This window comes from Halodesulfovibrio oceani subsp. galateae (assembly GCF_055397225.1).
In genome coordinates, this window is sequence record NZ_AP042453.1 from 2131381 (window position 1) to 2151946 (window position 20566).

The following is a 20566-nucleotide window of genomic DNA, read 5'->3' on the forward strand; positions in this document are numbered from 1 at the left end:
TCATGACTACAATCTATACTCGAATAGAAATCTTAGCCGGAGCTTTCTGCACTTTTACTGCACTGCGGCCACCTTCAGGAGCCGAAGGAAGTGGCACTGATTTCGGAATATTTGCAAGTGCAACTTCAACAGCTTCTTGAACTTGCTCTGCTTTATTGTCTTTTTTAACAGCAGCATCATTATTTTGACGAATCTTTTTATCCTGCTGATTCGAATACATGACATCAACTCTATTTCTAATGGCAGCACTACTTGCTCTGCCATCTGGAGAATTTGGATCCATTGCAAGCGACTGCGTGCCTATAAGCGAGCTCATCGCTGCTTGTTTGCCTGCCATTAACGCCTCAATCGAGGCAACAGCGTCCATTTTTGCCCGAAAAGATTCGGAATGATCTGTTTGCTGATTCACAAACAAATTTGAAACACCGCCCGCAGACTTTTTCTGCATGGCTTGCACAGTTTTTTGAAGCTGTGTCATTTCCACAGGCTTATTTAATAATGAAGTTACTACCGACATGGCTACGACCTAGCTTATAATTTAAAGCCCCAGACTATGAACACTCTAAATGCTTATCGCCAGATTCTTATGATCGATTAATAAAAAATGAATATTTCTAAACAATTAGAATCCTTATTCCACACCAAAAAGGGAGGAAATAGATAATCCTATTCCTCACATTTCTTTGCTACTTCTTCAATCCATTTTTAGGACAAAATTCTTCCATCTCACAGACACTACATTGTGGGCTACGCGCAATACACACATCACGTCCAAACGAAACCAGCATATGATTCACAAAACCCCATTCTTCTCTTGGAAAAAGTGGAAGTAGCTCTTTTTCCACAATGGTCGGGTTTGTCGCTTTTGTCAGCCCGAGGCGAAAAACAATGCGCTTTACATGAGTATCAATAGCAATGCCTTCGTTAATGCCGTACCCATTCCAAAGTACAACGTTTGCAGTTTTACGTGCTGCTCCCGCAAGCGTTATTACTTCTTCAGAAGTCTTAGGAATTTCCCCATCGTAAACATCCACCACCCGTTGCGCTGCGGCCACAATATTTTTAGCCTTATTTCGATAAAAGCCTGTGGAACGCACAACCTCTTCTACATCTACAATATCTGCCTCTGCCAACTCATAAGGGGTTGGCCAGCGATCAAATAATACTGGAGTAACCATGTTCACACGCGCGTCAGTACACTGAGCAGAAAGAACAGTGGCTACGAACAACTCCCATACAGTTTTGAAATTTAAATGGGTGGATTTTGTTGGGTATCGTTTATGTAATCGCGCCAGCATTTCTAACGCACGTTCTTTCTTACGCATTATATCTCCAGACAAAGCTCATTGAGCGTTAATAATTCAATCATAACAGTTTAATATATAAATAAAAAAATTGAAGGCTAATTTTCAGTATTTTTGCAGTAGAAAGCCACTTTGGCAAGTTGCTATGCCACAAAAAATACTCAGTAATCTTTTTGTGACCATCATTTTTTTATGCAAGTGCACGTTGAACAATTGCCCTCGCTCTCAACTTTTTGTACTGTCCCCCAGTTGTTAATGCACTTCAACAAATCGGAGATACCATGTCTTTTATCGTGTATATGACGGCTTCAACTCCAGAAGAAGCACGATCTATTGGTAAAGAGCTTGTTTCACAAAATCTTGCCGCATGTATCAACATTTTTCCCAATGTAGAATCAATTTACAAATGGGAGAACGAAGTGCAGTCAGCACATGAAGTTGTTTTAATTGCAAAAACATCGGAAGACAAAGTTACCGCACTCACACAAGCTGTACGAGAACTTCATAGCTACGATGTACCCTGTATAGTATCTTTACCAATCACAGGCGGAAATCCAGAATTTCTGTCTTGGATTGAACACGAAACACGCTAGGAGCACTAGTTAAATGTCCATTTATGTATTCGGCTCAATCGCCTATGACCGCATTATGAATTTCGAAGGCAAATTTGCTGATCACATTCTTCCTGACAAAATTCACATGCTCAACGTATGTTTCTTCATCGAACGTCTGGAAGAAAAACTTGGAGGTACAGCAGGAAACATTGCTCACTCCCTTGCTCTGCTCGGCGAAAAACCAACTGTTCTCTCCACCGTTGGTAAAGATTTTGACCGTTACAAGAAAGTAATGGAAGAACAAAATCTGCCACTCGAAGGCATCCGTATTGTTGATGACCTCTTCACCGCAAGTGCTCATATCACAACAGACCAGAGTGACAACCAGATCACCGGCTTCCATCCGGGCGCTATGATTCATCCATGCAACTATGAGTTCCCGAATATTTCTAAAGAAAATGACATCGCTATCATTTCACCGGGCAACAAAGATGACATGATGAATCTGCCTAAATATTTCCGCGAAAATGGCATTCGCTACATCTTCGATCCAGGTCAGCAGATTACTATTTTCTCTGGCGAAGAAATGCTTGAATGCATCGAAGGTGCGTACATGCTCGTATCAAATGATTACGAACTTGAACTCATCAAAAATGCTACCGGCCTGTCAAAAGAACAGCTTCTCGAAAAATGCAACTACGTAATCACTACCCTTGCAGAAAATGGTTCCCGTATCGATAACGGCAGCCCTGTAGAAGTTGGTATTGCAAATCCTACCAAAGCTATAGACCCAACAGGTTGTGGCGATGCATTCCGTGCCGGTCTCATCAAAGGTATCATCGACGGTAAATCCGTAGAAGAATCTGCAAAACTTGGCGCGGTTACCGCAAGTTACTGCGTAGAACACTACGGCACCCGCGAGCATTCCTTCACTCAGGAAGAATTTGACGCTCGTTACGCTGAAGCCTTCTGCGCTTAGTTCGTTTGAACTAAAGCCTACGGCGTTTTTACGCATCCGAAGGTTAAAAAATTCAAGTAACTACAACAATCGTGTGTAGTTACTGTCTCTTATTTTGTTTTTTAAGCGGGTTGCGACGTTATTGTCGCAACCCGCTTTTTTATGATCTGTTACAAAAACAACGTGCAGGTTTGAATAGCATGAAATCCGTCGTATACTTTTGCGAAGGTACAGAATCAGCATAAGATACGTAGAGATTGACGACTTGGCCTTTTCCTGTGCACAGTTGTAGTAGATTCCTTCAAATTTCATTAGAACCACATACAACGCAACGTCAAAAACGACGCACTGTACATTTCACGCAACAAACAAGACGAGGAGATATCATGGCAAAATTTTTTAAAGCTAACGAAATAGCTACGATTGCAGTAGAAATTGAAAAGAAAGGCCGCGAGTTTTATCTGCGTCTGGAAGAAGCCGCTAAAACTGAAAAAACACGCGAACTCTTCCACTACCTTGCCGTTGAAGAAACAAAACACCAAGGTATCTTTCAGGCACTCGTAGATCGCCTCGGTAATATTGAACTACCGGCTTGGGCTACAACCGACGAGTATAGCTCATACATCGAAGGACTAATCGAATCTCACGCTCTGTTCTCCGATGAAGCCGTTGAGAAACGGATGTCAGCCATGGACGACGAAAAAGAAGCTATCAGAATGGCAATGAGTTTCGAAAAAGACACTCTTCTCTTTTTCATCGAAATGGAAACCTTTGTGCCGGATTCTGAAAAAGCAGCAGTACGCGAATGTGCTCAGGAAGAAAAACTTCACCTCATCAGACTGCAGGCTATGTACTCACAGATGTAATTGATAACATCAGGGTGGCGTTTTTAAATCCGTATAACCACTTCTGCACATAATCTAGAAATGGTTTCAGGATTGAAACCAGAGAATGAAAATGAGTTCTCTTTGCTGTCTCACTCTGGATAGCTCAAAAAAACTCTTTGGGGCATACTGTGATGATCTTCATCCACCCAAAACATTCACATCATCTTTGATGTATTCCACAAAAAAAGCTTAGAAGGGAAACCTTCTAAGCTTTTATGCTACTTTTCGGCTGCAAAAGAAGCCGACTCATCTGCAAGATAGCAACTCTGAACCTCAACACAATCTGCCCCATAAAGAGGCGACAGGGTAGATTCAGTTTTTTCAAAATGCTCAATTCGCTCAGACAAGCCTCATCATTCCCGATAAGGAACTAATTTTCTTCAGGCTCGTAGCCAGCGTCTTTAATCATTTCAGCGATAAGTTCAGGATCAACGCACTCAGTAGGGCCATAAGTAACTTCGCCTGTTGCATAATTCACGTTTACCACTTCAACTCCATCCGCAGTTTTTACAACATTGGAGATGGTAGCAGCGCAATCAGGACTTTGCATTCCAGATACTTTTAAGGTCGCCATAATTTTCTCCTCCAGCTTGTGGAATGTAATACACGAAATAAAATAATCGTAGGTAGGTAAATGTATCTTCCACGTATCATACGAACAGCGCCAGCCCGCGGAAGATAACCATAATAGAAACAAACTATTATACGTCCTCATTATATCGCGTAATCCCTACCATGCCAATAGGAAATACGACTTGCTTCACTTGCACCCGCTACTGTTATACCGTATTGATACACACCGCAGTTACGCGGCAACGATACATTTTACGGAGAGTTGTCATGAACGATATGCTGGCACTTGATTTTTCCAACACCGGATATATCTACATGTTCCTTATCTGGTCTATCGCAGGATTTATCGGCGCAGGATTTGCTCACAAAAAAGGTCGCAATCCTTTCTTCTGGGGCATTCTTTGTTTGATTGTCCCAATGGCACTGTTCGCCATTGGCGGAATGCGTGCACCTGGCGAAGCTGTTCCTGAACGATTCCGTGAAGAAGACGACACAACCTCTCCTCAATAATACACTTCCCGTCTACCCCACGGACGATAACGAGATTTTTTTATGATTGAACGTAAATTTCATATAATGACATTTGGCTGTCAGATGAACGTCAGCGATTCCGACTGGCTGAAGCGTACTCTTGCATCCAGAGGCTTTACTGAATGCGAAAAACCGGAAGATGCTTCTGTTTTCATCGTAAATACCTGTTCTGTTCGAGATAAGCCTGAACAGAAAGTATACAGCCTCCTCGGACGCATTAAGGTTATGACCAAAGGTCGCGAGGACGTCATTGTCGCTGTGGGCGGCTGTGTTGCACAGCAAGTAGGTCGTGGATTCTTTAAGCGCTTTAAGCAGGTACGCCTTGTTTTTGGTACAGACGGACTCTCTTCTGCACCACAGGCACTGGATCGTCTTGTAGATGATCCTTCCTTGCGCATGAGCCTTCTCGATTTTTCAGAAGAATATCCGGATCGCGATGGCAACTGGGATGTTTCAGAAAAAGCACCAGTTTCCAGCTTTGTTAATATTATGACAGGCTGTGATAACTTCTGCGCATACTGCATCGTTCCGTACACACGCGGACGCCAGAAATCTCGCCCGACTCAGGCTATCCTTGATGAATGTAAAGATTTGCTTTCCCGCGGTACCCGCGAGATTACTCTGCTCGGCCAGAACGTAAACTCTTTCGGACAAGACAGCCACGGCGACGGAACATCATTCACTGAGTTGCTGTACAAAATTGCTGAGCTGGACGGCCTTAAACGTCTCCGCTTCGTCACATCACACCCTAAAGACATTGCAGATGAAGTTATCGAAGCTTTCGGTAAACTGGATGTTCTTTGTCCACGTCTTCACCTGCCTTTGCAATCCGGTTCTGCTGCCATTTTGAAAAAAATGGGTCGTAAGTACGATATCGAAAAGTACCTCTCCATTGTTGAAAAATTGAGAGCAGTTCGTCCTGACATTCAGTTAACGACAGATATGATCATCGGCTTTCCGGGTGAAACTGAAGAAGATTTCCTTGAGACTATGCGTATTGCAAAATTTGCAGACTACGCACAGAGTTTCTCTTTCAACTACTCCGACCGTCCGGGCACGAGAGCTGAAAAGCTTCCGATAAAAGTTGAAAAGAAAGTCATGCAGGATCGTTTGTCACGCTATCAAGCATGGCAGACTGATAATACTGAACGTATCCTGCAATCTATGGTAGGTAAAAAACTGGACATTCTTTTCGAAGGAGTCAGCAGACGTCCCGGAACCGAGGGCGTGTCTTGGCAAGGTCGGGATGTATATGGTCAGTTGGTGATCGTTACACTACCAGAAGGTGAAGATGTTACAGGAAAAATTCTTCCTGTAACTGTCACACAAGCCACCAGACACTCTCTCATTGCTGAAAAGGCAGGAGACACATGGTAAGAATGGAAGTCGCCGGACTTTCCCTTGATAAAAAGACCCGAGCCCCCATACTCATGCTGAAAGATCTGGCAGGCGATAAAATGCTGAACATCTGGATCGGTGCAATGGAGGCAATGGCTATTTCCATCTTCCTTAACCAGGTGGAAGTTCCACGCCCCCTGACGCATGACCTTATGCTCAAAAGCATAGAAGAGTTAGGAGCCCAGCTACTGGGAGTGGATATTGTTCGCGTTGAAAACGGAACATACTTTGCGGAATTAGATGTCGACATGGGTGGGAAACGCAGCCGGATTGACTGTAGACCATCCGATGCCGTTGCACTTGCCCTGCGTGCTGGAATACCAATTCTTGTATCCAGAAACGTGTTGGACGCAACGAGCGACGAAACCGGTCGAACTCCGCAACCGAACGATCCTGCAACTGATGGCGCAGCTCAGATGATGCGTTCTGCACAGAACAGCCAACAGACACAGGAAGATTCAAAACGCTTAGCACAAGCATCTGACCCAAAAAGAGATGATGAATCTCTTGCCGACCTGCTAAAAAAAATGCAGCCAGGCACCAAATATAAAATGTAAAATGAAAGCGCTCTACTCTGTAGGGCGCTTTTTTTATGTATTATTTTTATTTACCTTTACGAATCATAGGATAATAGTCTCCCTTACCCCATACTTCATGCCTCGTTGACGTCTCCGCCACCCGCGCATCTCATTTTTCATCGATTTGGAAACTCACAATGAACTATCATCCACAACGAATTGCCATTCCTGCGCATGCACAAAAGTCAGGAGGAATTATGCTCCGTTACTGGCTGTTTTTGTTAGCAGCAATCGTAAGTGAAATTGCCGGAACAACATCGCTTAAAGCTTTTGATGATATTCATTCCGGACGCGTCGGTGTCGTTGCCACCAGCGTATTTATTGCGCTGTCTTACTACCTTCTATCAAAGGCTGTGTTACGCATTCCTCTCGGCATTGCATACACGTGCTGGGAAGGCGTGGGTCTTGCACTTGTTGCTGTGACAAGTTTCTTTTTATTTAACGAACCAATGCCACCACTTAAACTTATCGGCATCGCCTGCGTCATGTCCGGCCTCATCTGGTTGCATCACGTCATGAGGCGCTCTCATGATTAATGCTCTACTCTGGATTCTCGGGTCAGTAGGGCTGGATATTGCTGCGAACTGGGCCATCAAACGTTCTAGAGGATTCTCCTTAAAGCGCTGGGGTATCCTTTCTATTGTCCTTGTTATCTGCGCATTCTTAATGCTTAAGCCAGCTCTCTCATATTTCCACCTGTCAGTTGCGTATGCACTTTGGGGCGTAGGCGGTATTATCGGCAGTTTTATTGTAGATCGTGTCGCTTTCCATGTTCATCTCAGCCCGCGTATCATTCCACCAATCCTTCTTATGATTATAGGAATTGTACTTATTAATGTTACAACACCAGCTGTACATTAATAAAAATCAATCAGTAATGATCTGTTTTTAATCAAGAAAAGGCTTCTATACCCTTTCACTATTGTTTGTGCTATGACCCCACAAACGTTACAGAATACAGACATAACAGGTGAACACACATGAGTAGACCAGACTCTCCGGCAATCACGACACTCAAAAATATGGCCGCGCTTTTCAACGGCAAAACACTTGCAGACAACACTAACGTCTGGCGTGTTGCCCCACAAATTTCTGATTCATTTATTGAAAAGCTTAAAGTTAAATGGGCGGAAGTTCGCTCAACCGCACTTCCTAAAGAATTCCATTCTAAAAATAAAAAGCGTGAAGCGCTTAACGATATTTCATTCACAATCGACGGTATTGAGGTTTTTCCTAAAATCTACACCCGTAACGATTACAAGCATGCCCTGCTGCATAGCTTCTTCTTTTCTGAAGCACGCCGGAATTTCAGCACGATGTGTTACTTGATGCAAAACAACATTCCAACAACAGAGCCACTAGCTCTGCTGTCAGGCAACAGATTGCATCCGTGTACAGAAACAGTTCTCTTCACACGAAAACTTGAAGAAACAGACATCTACTTCTATGACTTCCGCGAAATGCTTCACGATTTTACACAAGAAAAACGTAATGCCTTTTTCATCCTGTTTGGGCAAAAAATGGCAGAACTGCATAATCTTGGAATCTACACAGAAGATACCGACAAAAACATTTCTGTCCGTCCAAAAGGCGAGACATATGATCTGCATTTTTATGACTTCGACAACTTCTACCCATGGCGCTTCATGAATTTAAAACGCTCCAAGCATGGGGTGCTGCATAGCCTTTTCTGCAAACGTTATGATGCAAGCTTAGAAGAATCTGAAATATTCATAGAATCATATTTAACAGTCCGGCAACGCCCAGACTTAAAAGAAGCACTGCGTAAGTCTGTTACCGATTTTATCGCAGCTGGCGGTTCTAAAAATAAATAAAAAAAGGTGAGTGGCTTATGCCCCTCACCTTTTTTATTATTTAATTTTTGAAATGTACGCTAATTACATGCGTACACTACCGTATAATTCTTACCCGCTATGGCATGAACCATTTTTCGAGGCTTACTTCAAAGTACTTCTGCGGATGGTTGCAAGCAGGGCAAACTTCCGGAGAAGTTAAACCTTCATGAACGTAACCACAGTTAATGCAGCGCCAAACTGCTGGCTTTGCTTTTTTGAAAATGTCACCATTCTCAATTGAGTTCATCATCGCAAGGTAACGCTGTTCGTGATGCTTCTCTGCAATTGCAATAGAATGCATTGCTGAAGCAACTACAGGAAATCCTTCCTGAGCCGCAATTTCTGCAAATTCAGGATACATTTCCATGTATTCATGACGTTCGCCAGCAGCAGCTTCTTTCAAGTTAGTAACAGTGTCAGCAATAATACCTGCAGGGAATGAGGCTGTAATCTCAGCTTCGCCACCTTCTAAAAACTTGAACAGGCGTTTAGCATGAGCTTTTTCCTGTAATGCAGTTTCTTCAAAGATTTTAGAAATCTGAACATACCCTTCTTTATTTGCAACACCCGCAAAGAAATCATAACGGTTACGAGCCTGAGACTCACCGGCAAATGCTGTTAAGATATTCTTCTCGGTTTTGGTGCCTTTAAGCTTACTCATGTATTTACTCCTAACTAATTAGTAATGATTCTTGTTAAGTTCTTTTTTTCTTCTATACCAATATGATATCTATGCGCAAGGAAATTTTAATTAAATTATAAATACTTGAGAAAACACGCATTCACACTACACTTCTTTTCAAGATTCTTAGTAGGCAAAGTGAATTTTATGCTCCACTCATTGTGGACAAAGTGCCTAGCCACCCAGTATACAGTAAGGTGTTGCGTTTGCTGCACACTATACCCATTATGCAGGCGCATTCAAACAACAGGATATTACGTAATGATTGACCTTCATGTTCACACCTCTCTCAGCACAGGCGACCAGACTCCGGCCGCAGCAATGCGCTTTGCCAAAGCGGCAGGTTACCGGGCTATCGCATTTACAGAGCATGTGGACGCCACCAATATGCAGCGAGTGCTGGAAAGCCTGCTGCCTATGATTCGTACCTACTCCTTGTATTCAGGCATCGATTTATATGCAGGGGTTGAGCTTACACATGTTCCCCCACAGCTTATTCCCGACACCATTGCAGAAGCAAGGAAAATGGGCGCACAGATTATTTGTGTGCACGGGCAAACCATTGCCGACATTGTGGATGAGGGAACCAACCTTGCTGCAATTGAAGGTGGCGCAGACTACCTGGCTCACCCCGGACTCATTACAGAACAGGAAGCCACGCTTGCAGCTGAAAAAAATGTGTATCTTGAGATTACAGCCCGTGCAGAGCATGGGCTAACAAACGGCCACATTGTTAAAGCGGCAGGTCTTACAGGCGCTCCGCTTATTCTTAACAATGGCGGGTACCGAGGATACGATTTTATCAATAAAGACAGGCGACGCGCTATTGCACTTGGCGCAGGAATGTCTAAAGAACTATATCAACAAACAGAAAACAATTCGCGCATGATCGTTTCTAAAATGATGATGCTGTAACCACACGCCAGCACCTTTTGATTTCAGGAGTTTTTATGAATTCTGCTCAAAACATTATTGCCTCTGCACTGACTTTTCTGCTTGCACTCACTGCGACTCCTGTTTTTGCAGAACAATCAAGTTCAGCAAACGAAAAAAGCACACAGGCATTTTACGAAACCATTCGCACACACCCGCTTACTCTCCGCGGATTTGTTTCCGGCATGCCTAAGGGCGGCGACCTGCGTGTCAGATTAAAAGAATCTATCTATCCAGAAGATTACCTGCTGCTGGCTGAAAGAGAAAACTACTGCATCACCCTGCCCAGCTACTTTGCAGTGCCCCCGTTAAATAATACGTGCCCTCCAGGCACATCTCCAGCCAAAAAATTCTTTGATTCTGAAGAAAATTATCAAAAAGCCATTAAGCAACTTTCTGCGTCATCATCTTTTAATTCAAAACAAGAACTAATTTCGCTGAACGAAATAACTCCGGATCAATTCGGATACCTGCTCGGTTCTGTTGTGGAAAGCGCAGCATACCAACATCTGGATTATCTTGAAGTACTTCTACCGTGGGCTCCGGAAAAGCTTATAAAAGATGCCGGCAAGAAAGAGTGGAAAGGCACACCGAATGACATGTACTCAACGCTGTCTACCCTGCCAGCCATGTCATCCATAGAAACAGGTAAAGAACGCATCAACTCTTTGATGGCAAGTACAAAAAAGTACCTGCAAAATGGCGTTGAACAGTCTGTCATGATTCGCATGATCGCAAGTGTTGACCGCACACAGCCTGCGTCTTCCGTTTTTGCACAACTTATCTATGCATTTAAAACAGCCGCTGCTGATCCACGATTTGTAGGTGTAGCCCTTACCGGTGACGAAGAACACCCAGTTGCCCTGCGTGACTACGATCTGCAAATTGAGATGCTTAACACGCTCACAAGCATGGAAGCTTACGCCGACGTTAAAACTATTATCACTGCCGGATACCTTGAATTCGGCATGATTCAGCCTTCAAGATTTAAAGATAGAATTCGTATGGCAGTGACCAAAGGGAATGCCACACGAATTAGCCATGGCTCTGCTATCATGTACGAAAACAATCCATTTGAGCTGCTTAAAACTCTTTCCGAGCAGAAAATTCCGGTTGAAGTAGCTCTCACCGGTGAAGAGGTTGTTCGTTCCATTTCAGCTGAAGATAACCCGTTTCCTATTTTACAGAAATACAATGTTCCAGTTGTTCTCGTAACTGAAAACGCCGGGTTAACCCGCATTGATATTACTAATGAATACGTACGCGCAGCACATGACTACAATCTGTCTTATACTGACCTGAAAAGATTGGTGCGAAACAGCCTCGAATACAGTCTGCTTCCGGGTAAGAGTTTATGGAAAAGCGTAAGCCCCTACTCTATGGGCAACGAATGCAGCGATTCCTTAACAAACAAAAAAACAGGTCTATGCCAAAAGCTGCTGGACGAAAGCCCTAAAGCACGCAAGCAATGGAACCTTGAAGCGAAGTTTGTTGAGTTTGAACGCAAAATCTCTTCCCGTTAATCTTCATTTATTCATACTAAAGGCTGCACTGTGAGGTGCAGCCTTTTTTTATCTCCAACATACCGCCATTAAATTACTTTTTTCTTTGCATATCAAGCATCTTCGTTGACTTCGTGCCTTTTATGATTGTACAGAATACCAGATCTAATAAGAGTATAACGCTTAACCTGTCCCGTTTTTTAAAGATTTCTCTTTGCAATCCGATAGTTGTAGTAAGACAACTTCAAACTCGCATAAGAGGCAGTTAATGCTCGACTACTCTAAATTCAAAGAAGTTAGCGAACTTTATTTGAAAGGAAAAAACCGCGAAGCAAAGCATCTTCTGAAAGAACTTCAGACGAAGTATATTTCGCTTTGTGATCAGGTATCTACGCTCAAGATTCAGGTAAAAGAATATGATGACATTCTTCATTTTTCTAAAAACCTGATTTTTGACGGCAACTACTATTGGCTAAAAACAGGCAGTGTCCGACACGGTCCGTTCTGCGCAGAATGCTGTAAAGAAGAAGGGATGCTCGTACGTCTGCCGCATGGTAGTAATAAAAAAATATGCTGGCGTTGTGGTAAACAATACAATGTTCAACCAGCCCAGCAAGCACATCCAAACGAAAGAAAAATGGGCAAAGTAATTCCCCTACATGCCTATGCAGCTTCTTCCGAAAAACTTGCCGACTCTCTCACTGAAAAACAGGCGATACACGACTAACTTATTCAGCGACGTTTCCCCAGCACAGAATCCCGCAACCACTTAGTTAAGTTATACTATAGAGGCGCTACATGAGCACACCCAAAAAACCTGAACATGCACTCATCATCAATGGAAACAGTGCTGAAGCCGCATTAGATAGAAAAATGCTGTTTCGCATTGGAATCCGTAGTGCACTAATAGTAGATTCAGTCTCTGGAACGTTTCGCTCGTTATCCAAGGCTCAGTCAGGTGAAATTGATTCATTTGACTTGATACTCTGCGGTGCTCAGATGAAAGATGGCGACGCTCACTATTTGATAGATAAGCTCAAAAGCATTCGACCCCAAATAGGTGTTCCTGTTCTTGCAGTTTCAACTTCACCGACAAAAGATTTTGTGATGCGTACTCTCACGTTAGGGCACTCATCTTTTTTAGCCCGACCATACACAATGGACGGACTAGTGCAGCAAGTGATTCATGCCGTACGTAATACCTACGGCATAGCAATTCCCACATCTGCACAGCCACAAAGTTCCCAAGAGCCTAAGGCATTACTTGCACCGGAACCGGACACAGCAGACACTCTTTGTGAACGCGGCAAAAAGCTACTGAAAAATCACCACTGGGACAGCGCTATCGAAACGTTTTCTCAGGCCATTTCCCTTAATCCAAAGCACGGTGCTGCCTATGTTGGACGTGCTAAAGCATGGAAAGGGAAAAGGGATAAAGAACAGTACGTACAAGAGCTTAATGTAGCTGGCGATATTTACATGGCTCAACATGACTATGAAGGTGCCGCAAACGCACTGAAGCCACTGTATGAGACTCAGGAAAAAGAAAATCCGTTATACACCACCGCAAAATCACTCCTGCAGGAAGGTGATTTTACAAACGCAGCTTCTGCATACTTGCACGGTGAAAAATTAAGCCCCGGCGTACACCTGCATCAACAAATTTCTCGTGCCTGCATGTTCACAAGAGCCCCGCAGCAAGCTGCAAAAGGGATATGCAAAAAGATTTATGAGCAAGGTCACGAAGAAAAAGCAAAGCTCCTATACAAGAGAATTGTAGGTGCTCCTGCCCGGCGGCACCCCTCGAGGCAGAAGAAGGTAAACTGGCTAGACAGCTATCCAGCGTTATCTGAAATTGTTTCTGTAGCTAAATACAGCTATCAGGCCTACCAGTCATTCCAGCATCCATAATGAAGCAATGACAGGCCACATGCGACAAAATGCTTTTTTGCTCAATCAGTACTAAAAACAAAATGCCTCGAAAGAAATTCTTTCGAGGCATTTTTATGCACAAAAGTCTGTGTACAGGAAGAGTTATTAGCCCTGATCCAGTTCGCGCAAATAGCGGAAAAGTAATTTAGAAGATTTTAACGGCTTCTCTTTTTCCATTTCTTTTTTTGTATTACGCACAAGCTGACGAAGTTTCTGCATATCCACATTCGGATATGAATCAACAATCGTATTAAGTGCTTCTTTATCACCTTGAATCAAGCGTTCACGCAAGCGCTCCAAGTGATGAAAATCAGCACTCTGAGCAGCTTTACCTTCCTGTGCTTCCTCAATACGCGCCCTAATAGGCTCGATATCTACTTCACGAAGCATTTTACCAATATATTGCATTTTACGGCGTTTGGCTTCGTGCTTAGTAATTGTGTGCAGTTCTTCATATTCCTGCATCAAGAAATCCGGAAGATTAAAAGAACGAATAGCGCTGATCGGATAAGATGCCAGTTCTTCTCCAATTTTCTGAATAGCTGTGCTGCGGCGCTTCTTTTCTGAACGGCTTAAATATCCGTCGTCCTCTTCAAATTCCACTTCCTGTTCATTATCTGTAACCATCTTAGACCTCCAAGATGGTCTGCTTCTACCGCAGGGAATTACATTCGTAAAGCCTCTGCATACACAAGAGCGCTTTTCCTCACACAAAAACAGTCATTATCTAAAATTCCACAACGCGCTCGGTAGCTCCACATAAAATTCAATATCATGTCTCGGCAATTCAATAAGCAACATCAGAGTATCTGACGGCTCCAATCTGAAAACATTATCGAACAAGCGGGAAATAATTTCATCCCGTGTAACTGCCGATTCACTTGCAACCTGATCTGCGGCCGAGCGCACAACGGTTGTTGCCTCATGGTGCAAAAGAATCCGCTCTGGATCAACAGGAACGGCTATTTCCCCAAACCGTTCTGTTTGCAGTTTCTTTGCTAAATAGTATTGTCTCATTGATAATTGCATACTATCTCCGCGCTTGAACAGCCTACCGATACATATTATACTAAATCACGATACAACGTGTACGGTGGCTGTTTATTTCAGTTTACAAACCTGTTGTTTAACCTAAACGACCACATTGATTGAGGCATCTGTGCAAACATTTCAATTTTTTGCTCAGGCAAAGATATAGCCACTACAAGCGGCCCTGAGGGTTCAATGTAGTATATATTATTATAAAGGTGCTTTTGGAGGTTATGATGATGTAGCCCCAATCTTTCTGCTAATGTTTCAGCACTCTTGATTAATGCATCTTTTCCATCATCGTTTAGTTTTATATCCTCATAATCAATATGAATGGCACCGGTTGCGTTATACTCAGTCTTAATTTTTTCAATAATCTCTAGTCTAACATTGGATTCTTTCATGTGCTGCTCCTTCTTCTACAATAATAGGATTTTTATCTTACTATAATGCAACACAAAGAATGCTGTATCAAAGGCTTTCAGATATACAATTTTCTTTGTTCTCTGTAACTCTCTTAGTCTTTAATTATTGTTTAGCAACCACGCTTTTTATATTACAACACATCTTATCTCGACCTTACCGTTAATAAATTACATGTAAGCATGACATAGGTACTACAACAGTGCGAACCCCATTATACAGAACTATCATCCGTTACATTAAAGTTGCACCGTTTCCACATGCAACCGCGCTAACATTGTTGTTTGTAGCTACAACACTTTACATTGAGGCCCATTTCATGCTGAATAATGGGGTTTCTGTCTATGGGACTGTTCTTTTTGTGCTTTCTGCACTTTTTGGCTGGGGCGTTATTTTATGTCAGGCTGACGCCTTTTCCCGCTTCAGAGAATTCAAAAGAATCAAAGCTATCTTTTCGCGCAGAGGATTCACCCCGCGTATCCTCAAGCTGGTCTCTACTTCTCGCTGCCAACGCGATGCTGCCCTTCTTGCAGCAAAAGAAACAGGACACCGCCACCTTACTGCTACCTATTTTAAAAAGCTTGGCTATCGCTGGTATCATATTATTCCGGATGCAATATCCCGAAATCCTATGAACTTCTTCAGCTCAAATTTTCTGCGATCAACCTTTCTGCCCCGCAAAGACACTTTGCAGCAATAAAACCGTTTTAATAGTGAACAAAGTATGCAACCATGCTGTTTAACAAATATACTACGGCGCAGTGCCCATCATAGCTGCACCGTTGTTGAGCAATACGGAGGCACTATGACAAAAACTATTGATCTGACTCTTTCTGTTACTGAATCCCCACAGGATCTCGCCCGCCATGCCGCAACAATCTTTGTTGACCGTTGCCACGACGCAGTCGAAAAGCGCGGAGAATACAACGTAGCAATTTCCGGCGGCCATACGCCGAAACTCTTTTTTGAAGTTCTTGCATCAGCGCAGTTCTGTGCGGACATTCCATGGGAAAAGGTAAACTTTTACTGGGTGGATGAACGAAGTGTTGGGCCGGATGATGAGCAGTCCAACTATCGACTTGCAAAAGAAGAGTTGCTTCATAAAGTATCAGCAACCCATTTTTATAGAATGAAAGGTGAGATCAATTCGCAGGAAGCTGCGGATGAATATGAAAGCCTTCTCCGTCGCCACTTCCAACTTGCCGATGGCGAGGTTCCACGCTTTGACTTCATCCTGCTCGGGATGGGACCAGATGGGCACACAGCCTCGCTCTTCCCTGGGTATGATGGCATAGAGATTACCAACAGACTGGTAACAGATCAGTATATTCGTGAAATGGAAGCTTGGCGCATTACGCTCACGTTGCCTGTTCTGAACAATGCACGTGCATGTGTTTTCCTCATTCAAGGAAAAGAAAAACATGGTGTACTCGTAAAGGCTCTCGACCTGTTAGGCGAAAGAACACTACCAGCTCAAAGAGTTCAGCCTCATAAGGGAAGACTCTACTGGGTTGTTGATCAAGACGCATACAATGGTTAAATTTATATAAAAAAAGCCCTTGTTCCTAGGAACAAGGGCTTTTTTTATATTCACATTTACGCGTCAGTAACATCATCTATCAAGGCATTACCGTTTGTAAGTTCCACAACGGCATCTGAAAAATTCTTCGCGTGTTCTTTCGGCATCTCAACAACAAAAGTGACATCCGCACCAAAAGTTTCATCAAGTACTTTTATCTCATACTCCGGTAGCATTCGCTTAAATAATGTCACGGCGCTATAGTCCATAATGACCTCAAGCCGTACCGGTGTAATTTTCTCTCGAGTAGGTATTGTTTCCAGTCCAAGCTTCACCATACCGGAATATGCACGAACCAGCCCACCGGTACCTAACTTCGCTCCGCCAAAATATCTTGTAACAACAGCAGCAACTTCCCCTACGTCAGCATGCAGCAGCATGTTAAGCATGGGTTTCCCAGCAGTACCGTGCGGCTCTCCGTCGTCACTCATGCCTACCATGGCAGTCGTTCCGGGAGGCCCCGCCTGATACGCCCAGCAGTTATGCGTGGCATCTGGGAACTCTGCTTTAACAGCAGAGACAAATGCCTTTGCTTCTTCCACGGAAGGAGTATGAGCCAGCGTTACAATAAACTGGCTCTTCTTAATGCTATCTTCAACACGATACTGTTTCGTATCTGGAATAAGGTACCTATCTGACATGCAATCCAAATACCCCTCTGAAGAGCTCCTTGCAATTCTTTTTACGGCAATAAAAAAGAGAGCCTCATTGTGAGACTCTCTTATAACATTCTATGAACTATCCGACAGCTATATCGCTTTAGATGTCGCCATCAGGTAAATCTCATGCGGGTCAAGAATCAGAATTACAGAACCATCGCCCATGATTGTCGCACCGGAAATACCTTTAAGATCTCCAAGGTATTCACCAAGTGGCTTAATAACGATCTCCTGACGCTCATGCAGCTTATCTACAACAAGTCCGAGCCTTCTATCGTTATCATGAATAACAACTACTGAGAGCACGCCTGTTTCTTCAGAACGCGGTAAGTCGAGCAGGTCTGACATGTAGACTAGACCAAGAACTTCACCACGCAGTGTAACAGCTTTACGACCATTCACATCCGTAAGACGTTCTGCTTCGATTTTTGTTGTCTCAGAAACAGCATCAAGCGGGATTGCAAATTCTTCACCGGCAACATTAACCATAAGAGCGTCAATAATAGCCAGTGTAAGCGGCAGAGTAAGAGTAAAACGAGTGCCCTTTCCAAGTTCGGAATTAATGGACACGCTACCCTTAAGGTTTTTAATATTAGTACGAACTACGTCCATACCAACACCTCGGCCTGAAATATCTGTAATCGTTTCAGCAGACGAGAAGCCCGGTGCAAAAATCAGTTCCATTGCTTCTCGATCATCAAGGAGCTTTGCTTCATCAGCACCGAGAATACCTTTCTTAACAGCAACTTCACGCATTTTTTCAGGATCAATTCCTTTACCATCATCTTCAATTTCGATGGCTACGGAGTTACCTCGGTAATATGCGCGCAGATGGACTGTGCCTTTGCCCTGCTTACCTGCTTTCAGGCGATCTTCTTCAGACTCTACACCGTGGTCCATTGCATTTCGAATAAGGTGAACAAGTGGATCACCGATAACTTCGACAACACTTTTATCCAGTTCTGTTTCTTCGCCTTCCATAATCAGTTCTACCTGCTTGCCGCTTTTGCGAGAAAGATCTCGAACCAAACGCGGGAAACGGGAGAATACTGAAGACACGGGAACCATACGAACCTTCATGATTGTATCCTGAAGATCGTCGGAGATACGTGCCATTGCGTATGTTGTTTCAGTCAAAGACTGAGCAACTTCCTGAATGTCTACGTTCTGTCCGTCTTCAAGGTTACGGGCAAGCATGGTGTACCTATTTCGGTTAATGATAAGCTCACCGATAAGGTTCATCAAATGGTCAAGCTTTTCATGGTCAACACGAATCGTACTGGAAGATTTAGGCTTTTGCTGTTTTGCAGGTGCCTTTTCTTTCGCCTTTTCTTTCGCCTTAGCTGGCGCGGGAGTTGCTGCCGGTTTTGGAGCTGTCTTCGCTTCCGGCTTAGGTGCTGCTTTCGCTTCTGGCTTAGGCTCTGGTTTCGATGCAGGCTTAGCTGTTGATTTAGGTGCAGGTTCTGCAACTGGCTTAACCGATTCTACGGGTTCAACCGACTCAGTTGACGCAGTTGGCGCAGCAGTTTTTGGAGCTGGCTTAGGAGCTTCCTGAACCGGTGCTGGTTCCGGCTCTTCAACAAGAGCATTAGCAACAAAAGAAACAGGAGAATCGGCGTTGCCGGAATCCGGCAATTCAAGATTAAGTTCCAATTCTTTTTGCGGCTCAGGGGAACGCTCACCCACACCTTTTAATCGTCCACTGGTATCAATGCAAAGAGAGAAAACGGTCAACTCTGCATCAATCATATCGTTCAGAATTTCAATTTCCTGAAGCAACAAATCGAGCATAAGTGCAAAGTCCATGTCGGCATTTCGACCGGAATCCACAAGACCTGCTGTACGCTCTGCTTGAACACGTGGCTTATCATACTGCATATAGCTGCATGAATTCTGCGTGGTAACAAGGCTGCGATACAGGCTGTTAATATACTCTTCCTGAGAAGAATCTTTTTCTAATTCTTTGACTGCAAGTTCTACTGCAACACGCTGCTGAGTAAGAGTTACGATGAAGATATCCATGTCTTCTTTGTCGTACTCTGGAATCTCTTCCACTTCTTCAACAGGTTCTTCCACTGGTGCAGGCGCTGGTGCGTCCTTAGCAACTTCAGGGAATTCACCATGCTCTACAGCGTGGCGCAATACAGATAAAATTTCGGAAAGATCGAACTGTGGAACAAGACCGGATTCAGCATCAATTTTATTAACAAGTGTATCAATAAAATCTACACAGCGAAGCAAGGTATCAATAAGTCCCTGAGTAACAGGAAGCTCACCTTTACGAGTTCGGTTAAGCAGTGTTTCAGCTTCGTGTGTAAGGCTGTTCAGCTCATGAAACCCTATAATCCCGCTATTACCTTTCAAGTTATGGAAAAAACGGAATAGGTCATTTACAAGAGCATCGTTATCATCTGGATTCTGCTCAAGTTCTAGAAGACCATTACTCAGGTCGGCTGTGTTCTCAATGGCTTCTTCAATAAAGTCTCGTAGATGTCCCTCACCAAAAGACGTGAGCGAGTAAGGCTCGCCTTCCGGAAGGTCTACGACAACACGGCTGCCGGTATCCAGCTCAGCTTCTTCTAATTCAATAAAATTGTCTTCCTGCACAGCTTCGAGAGGCGTATCTTCAACAGCGGCAGGTTCTGGTTCATTAGATTCAGCAACACTTGCTGCCGGTGCCGGAACATCTCCAGCAAGCAGCGCATCAAGTGTCTGGTTAATCGGCTCAGTTGCTACGTCGCCTTCCTCCCCCTCATTCTCAAGGTTATCGATGATCTTACGTAAAGCATCTGTAGCCTCAAGAATCACATCCATTATCGCAGGAGTGGCTGCCATAGTCCCTTTGCGCAACTCGTCCATGATGTTTTCAGCACGGTGCGCAAGTGTGTTCATTTTATTGAGACCAAGAAAACCGGATGCGCCCTTTAATGAGTGCATCGGCCTAAAGATTTCATTCAATAACGAGGTATCTTCCGGATCTTTTTCAAGTTCCAACAAGTTTGGCTCGATAGTCTCCAGATGTTCTTTTGCTTCGATAATAAAATCAGCAAAAATTTCCGGATCTAAAAAATCTTGGCTCATACTTTGTCCCCAAATGGATGTAGTGAAAAACGCATAATGCAGGCAAGCCCAACAACCGCCTACTCTCTGTCTAATATAATATCGGTAGTATTTTACAGATAATTAGA

The 20566-nt window shown here is 43.6% G+C and carries 24 protein-coding genes; 15 read left to right on the forward strand and 9 right to left on the reverse strand.

The features are described 5' to 3' along the window. Positions 1–13 precede the first annotated feature (13 nt). The gene (locus ACZ5V1_RS09590) at positions 14–517 is read right to left on the reverse strand and encodes a hypothetical protein (RefSeq protein ID WP_464388649.1); all 504 of its coding nucleotides are present in this window, start codon (positions 515–517) and stop codon (positions 14–16) included. 169 nt (positions 518–686) lie between these two features. Next, on the reverse strand, positions 687–1325 hold the full coding sequence (gene nth / locus ACZ5V1_RS09595; protein WP_464388650.1) for an endonuclease III: 639 nt from the start codon (positions 1323–1325) through the stop codon (positions 687–689). A 260-nt stretch (positions 1326–1585) separates the two neighbouring features. Here nth and cutA point away from each other — a divergent pair, with 260 nt between their 5' ends. The 3 genes from cutA to ACZ5V1_RS09610 all read left to right on the forward strand — a co-directional run bounded on the left by cutA (position 1586) and on the right by ACZ5V1_RS09610 (position 3682). Next, positions 1586–1897, forward strand: coding sequence for a divalent-cation tolerance protein CutA (cutA, locus tag ACZ5V1_RS09600; RefSeq protein WP_464388651.1), 312 nt, complete (start codon positions 1586–1588; stop codon positions 1895–1897). Positions 1898–1910: 13 nt separating this feature from the next. Beyond that, positions 1911–2837: a carbohydrate kinase family protein gene (locus ACZ5V1_RS09605; RefSeq protein ID WP_464388652.1), complete on the forward strand. Its 927-nt coding sequence runs from the start codon at positions 1911–1913 to the stop codon at positions 2835–2837. 365 nt (positions 2838–3202) lie between these two features. Continuing rightward, positions 3203–3682: a ferritin-like domain-containing protein gene (locus ACZ5V1_RS09610; RefSeq protein ID WP_464388653.1), complete on the forward strand. Its 480-nt coding sequence runs from the start codon at positions 3203–3205 to the stop codon at positions 3680–3682. 391 nt (positions 3683–4073) lie between these two features. Here ACZ5V1_RS09610 and ACZ5V1_RS09615 read toward each other — a convergent pair whose 3' ends face one another. Beyond that, entirely contained in the window at positions 4074–4277 is a 204-nt protein-coding gene (locus tag ACZ5V1_RS09615) for a heavy-metal-associated domain-containing protein (protein WP_464388654.1), read from the reverse strand. 266 nt (positions 4278–4543) lie between these two features. Here ACZ5V1_RS09615 and ACZ5V1_RS09620 point away from each other — a divergent pair, with 266 nt between their 5' ends. From ACZ5V1_RS09620 to ACZ5V1_RS09645, 6 genes are all read left to right on the forward strand, one after another. Continuing rightward, on the forward strand, positions 4544–4786 hold the full coding sequence (locus tag ACZ5V1_RS09620) for a hypothetical protein (RefSeq protein ID WP_464388655.1): 243 nt from the start codon (positions 4544–4546) through the stop codon (positions 4784–4786). 42 nt (positions 4787–4828) lie between these two features. Beyond that, a complete protein-coding gene (gene miaB / locus ACZ5V1_RS09625; protein WP_464388656.1) occupies positions 4829–6184 on the forward strand; it encodes a tRNA (N6-isopentenyl adenosine(37)-C2)-methylthiotransferase MiaB in 1356 nt (451 codons plus the stop codon). Further along, positions 6178–6762: a bifunctional nuclease family protein gene (locus ACZ5V1_RS09630; protein ID WP_464388657.1), complete on the forward strand. Its 585-nt coding sequence runs from the start codon at positions 6178–6180 to the stop codon at positions 6760–6762. The genes miaB and ACZ5V1_RS09630 overlap by 7 nt, the downstream gene beginning before the upstream one ends. A 218-nt stretch (positions 6763–6980) precedes the next feature. After that, the gene (locus ACZ5V1_RS09635; RefSeq protein ID WP_464388658.1) at positions 6981–7319 is read left to right on the forward strand and encodes a DMT family transporter; all 339 of its coding nucleotides are present in this window, start codon (positions 6981–6983) and stop codon (positions 7317–7319) included. Beyond that, on the forward strand, positions 7312–7644 hold the full coding sequence (locus tag ACZ5V1_RS09640) for an SMR family transporter (RefSeq protein WP_464388659.1): 333 nt from the start codon (positions 7312–7314) through the stop codon (positions 7642–7644). The genes ACZ5V1_RS09635 and ACZ5V1_RS09640 overlap by 8 nt, the downstream gene beginning before the upstream one ends. A gap of 119 nt (positions 7645–7763) precedes the next feature. Continuing rightward, the gene (locus tag ACZ5V1_RS09645) at positions 7764–8618 is read left to right on the forward strand and encodes a hypothetical protein (protein ID WP_464388660.1); all 855 of its coding nucleotides are present in this window, start codon (positions 7764–7766) and stop codon (positions 8616–8618) included. Between the two features lie 97 nt (positions 8619–8715). Here the strand turns inward: ACZ5V1_RS09645 and rbr are convergent, their stop codons facing one another. Then, a complete protein-coding gene (gene rbr, locus ACZ5V1_RS09650; RefSeq protein WP_464388661.1) occupies positions 8716–9300 on the reverse strand; it encodes a rubrerythrin in 585 nt (194 codons plus the stop codon). 282 nt (positions 9301–9582) lie between these two features. On the opposite strand from rbr, the gene ACZ5V1_RS09655 reads away from it, so the two are divergent. The 4 genes from ACZ5V1_RS09655 (at position 9583) to ACZ5V1_RS09670 (ending at position 13667) form a co-directional block, all read left to right on the forward strand. Beyond that, positions 9583–10236 carry a histidinol phosphate phosphatase domain-containing protein gene (locus ACZ5V1_RS09655; RefSeq protein ID WP_160715176.1) on the forward strand — a complete coding sequence of 218 codons (654 nt, stop codon included), beginning with the start codon at positions 9583–9585 and terminating at the stop codon, positions 10234–10236. A gap of 35 nt (positions 10237–10271) precedes the next feature. After that, a complete protein-coding gene (locus ACZ5V1_RS09660; protein WP_464388662.1) occupies positions 10272–11777 on the forward strand; it encodes a hypothetical protein in 1506 nt (501 codons plus the stop codon). A gap of 247 nt (positions 11778–12024) precedes the next feature. After that, complete coding sequence (locus ACZ5V1_RS09665) at positions 12025–12483, forward strand: hypothetical protein (RefSeq protein WP_464388663.1); 459 nt, start codon at positions 12025–12027, stop codon at positions 12481–12483. A 71-nt stretch (positions 12484–12554) separates the two neighbouring features. Continuing rightward, a complete protein-coding gene (locus tag ACZ5V1_RS09670; protein ID WP_464388664.1) occupies positions 12555–13667 on the forward strand; it encodes a tetratricopeptide repeat protein in 1113 nt (370 codons plus the stop codon). A 126-nt stretch (positions 13668–13793) separates the two neighbouring features. On the opposite strand, the gene yjgA is transcribed toward ACZ5V1_RS09670, so the two are convergent. From yjgA to ACZ5V1_RS09685, 3 genes are all read right to left on the reverse strand, one after another. Further along, entirely contained in the window at positions 13794–14315 is a 522-nt protein-coding gene (gene yjgA, locus ACZ5V1_RS09675) for a ribosome biogenesis factor YjgA (RefSeq protein ID WP_464388665.1), read from the reverse strand. 96 nt (positions 14316–14411) lie between these two features. Further along, the gene (locus ACZ5V1_RS09680; RefSeq protein ID WP_160715166.1) at positions 14412–14717 is read right to left on the reverse strand and encodes a hypothetical protein; all 306 of its coding nucleotides are present in this window, start codon (positions 14715–14717) and stop codon (positions 14412–14414) included. 77 nt (positions 14718–14794) lie between these two features. Next, positions 14795–15121 (reverse strand): hypothetical protein, encoded by a 327-nt coding sequence (locus ACZ5V1_RS09685; RefSeq protein ID WP_464388666.1) that lies wholly within the window; start codon positions 15119–15121, stop codon positions 14795–14797. A 221-nt stretch (positions 15122–15342) separates the two neighbouring features. On the opposite strand from ACZ5V1_RS09685, the gene ACZ5V1_RS09690 reads away from it, so the two are divergent. Both ACZ5V1_RS09690 and pgl read left to right on the forward strand, forming a co-directional pair. Then, on the forward strand, positions 15343–15840 hold the full coding sequence (locus tag ACZ5V1_RS09690; RefSeq protein WP_464388667.1) for a hypothetical protein: 498 nt from the start codon (positions 15343–15345) through the stop codon (positions 15838–15840). 105 nt (positions 15841–15945) lie between these two features. Further along, complete coding sequence (pgl, locus tag ACZ5V1_RS09695; RefSeq protein ID WP_464388668.1) at positions 15946–16680, forward strand: 6-phosphogluconolactonase; 735 nt, start codon at positions 15946–15948, stop codon at positions 16678–16680. 56 nt (positions 16681–16736) lie between these two features. Here the strand turns inward: pgl and ACZ5V1_RS09700 are convergent, their stop codons facing one another. Together ACZ5V1_RS09700 and ACZ5V1_RS09705 are read right to left on the reverse strand one after the other, a co-directional pair. After that, complete coding sequence (locus ACZ5V1_RS09700) at positions 16737–17360, reverse strand: YigZ family protein (protein WP_464388669.1); 624 nt, start codon at positions 17358–17360, stop codon at positions 16737–16739. Between the two features lie 108 nt (positions 17361–17468). Next, the gene (locus ACZ5V1_RS09705) at positions 17469–20459 is read right to left on the reverse strand and encodes a chemotaxis protein CheA (RefSeq protein WP_464388670.1); all 2991 of its coding nucleotides are present in this window, start codon (positions 20457–20459) and stop codon (positions 17469–17471) included. Positions 20460–20566: the final 107 nt, after the last annotated feature.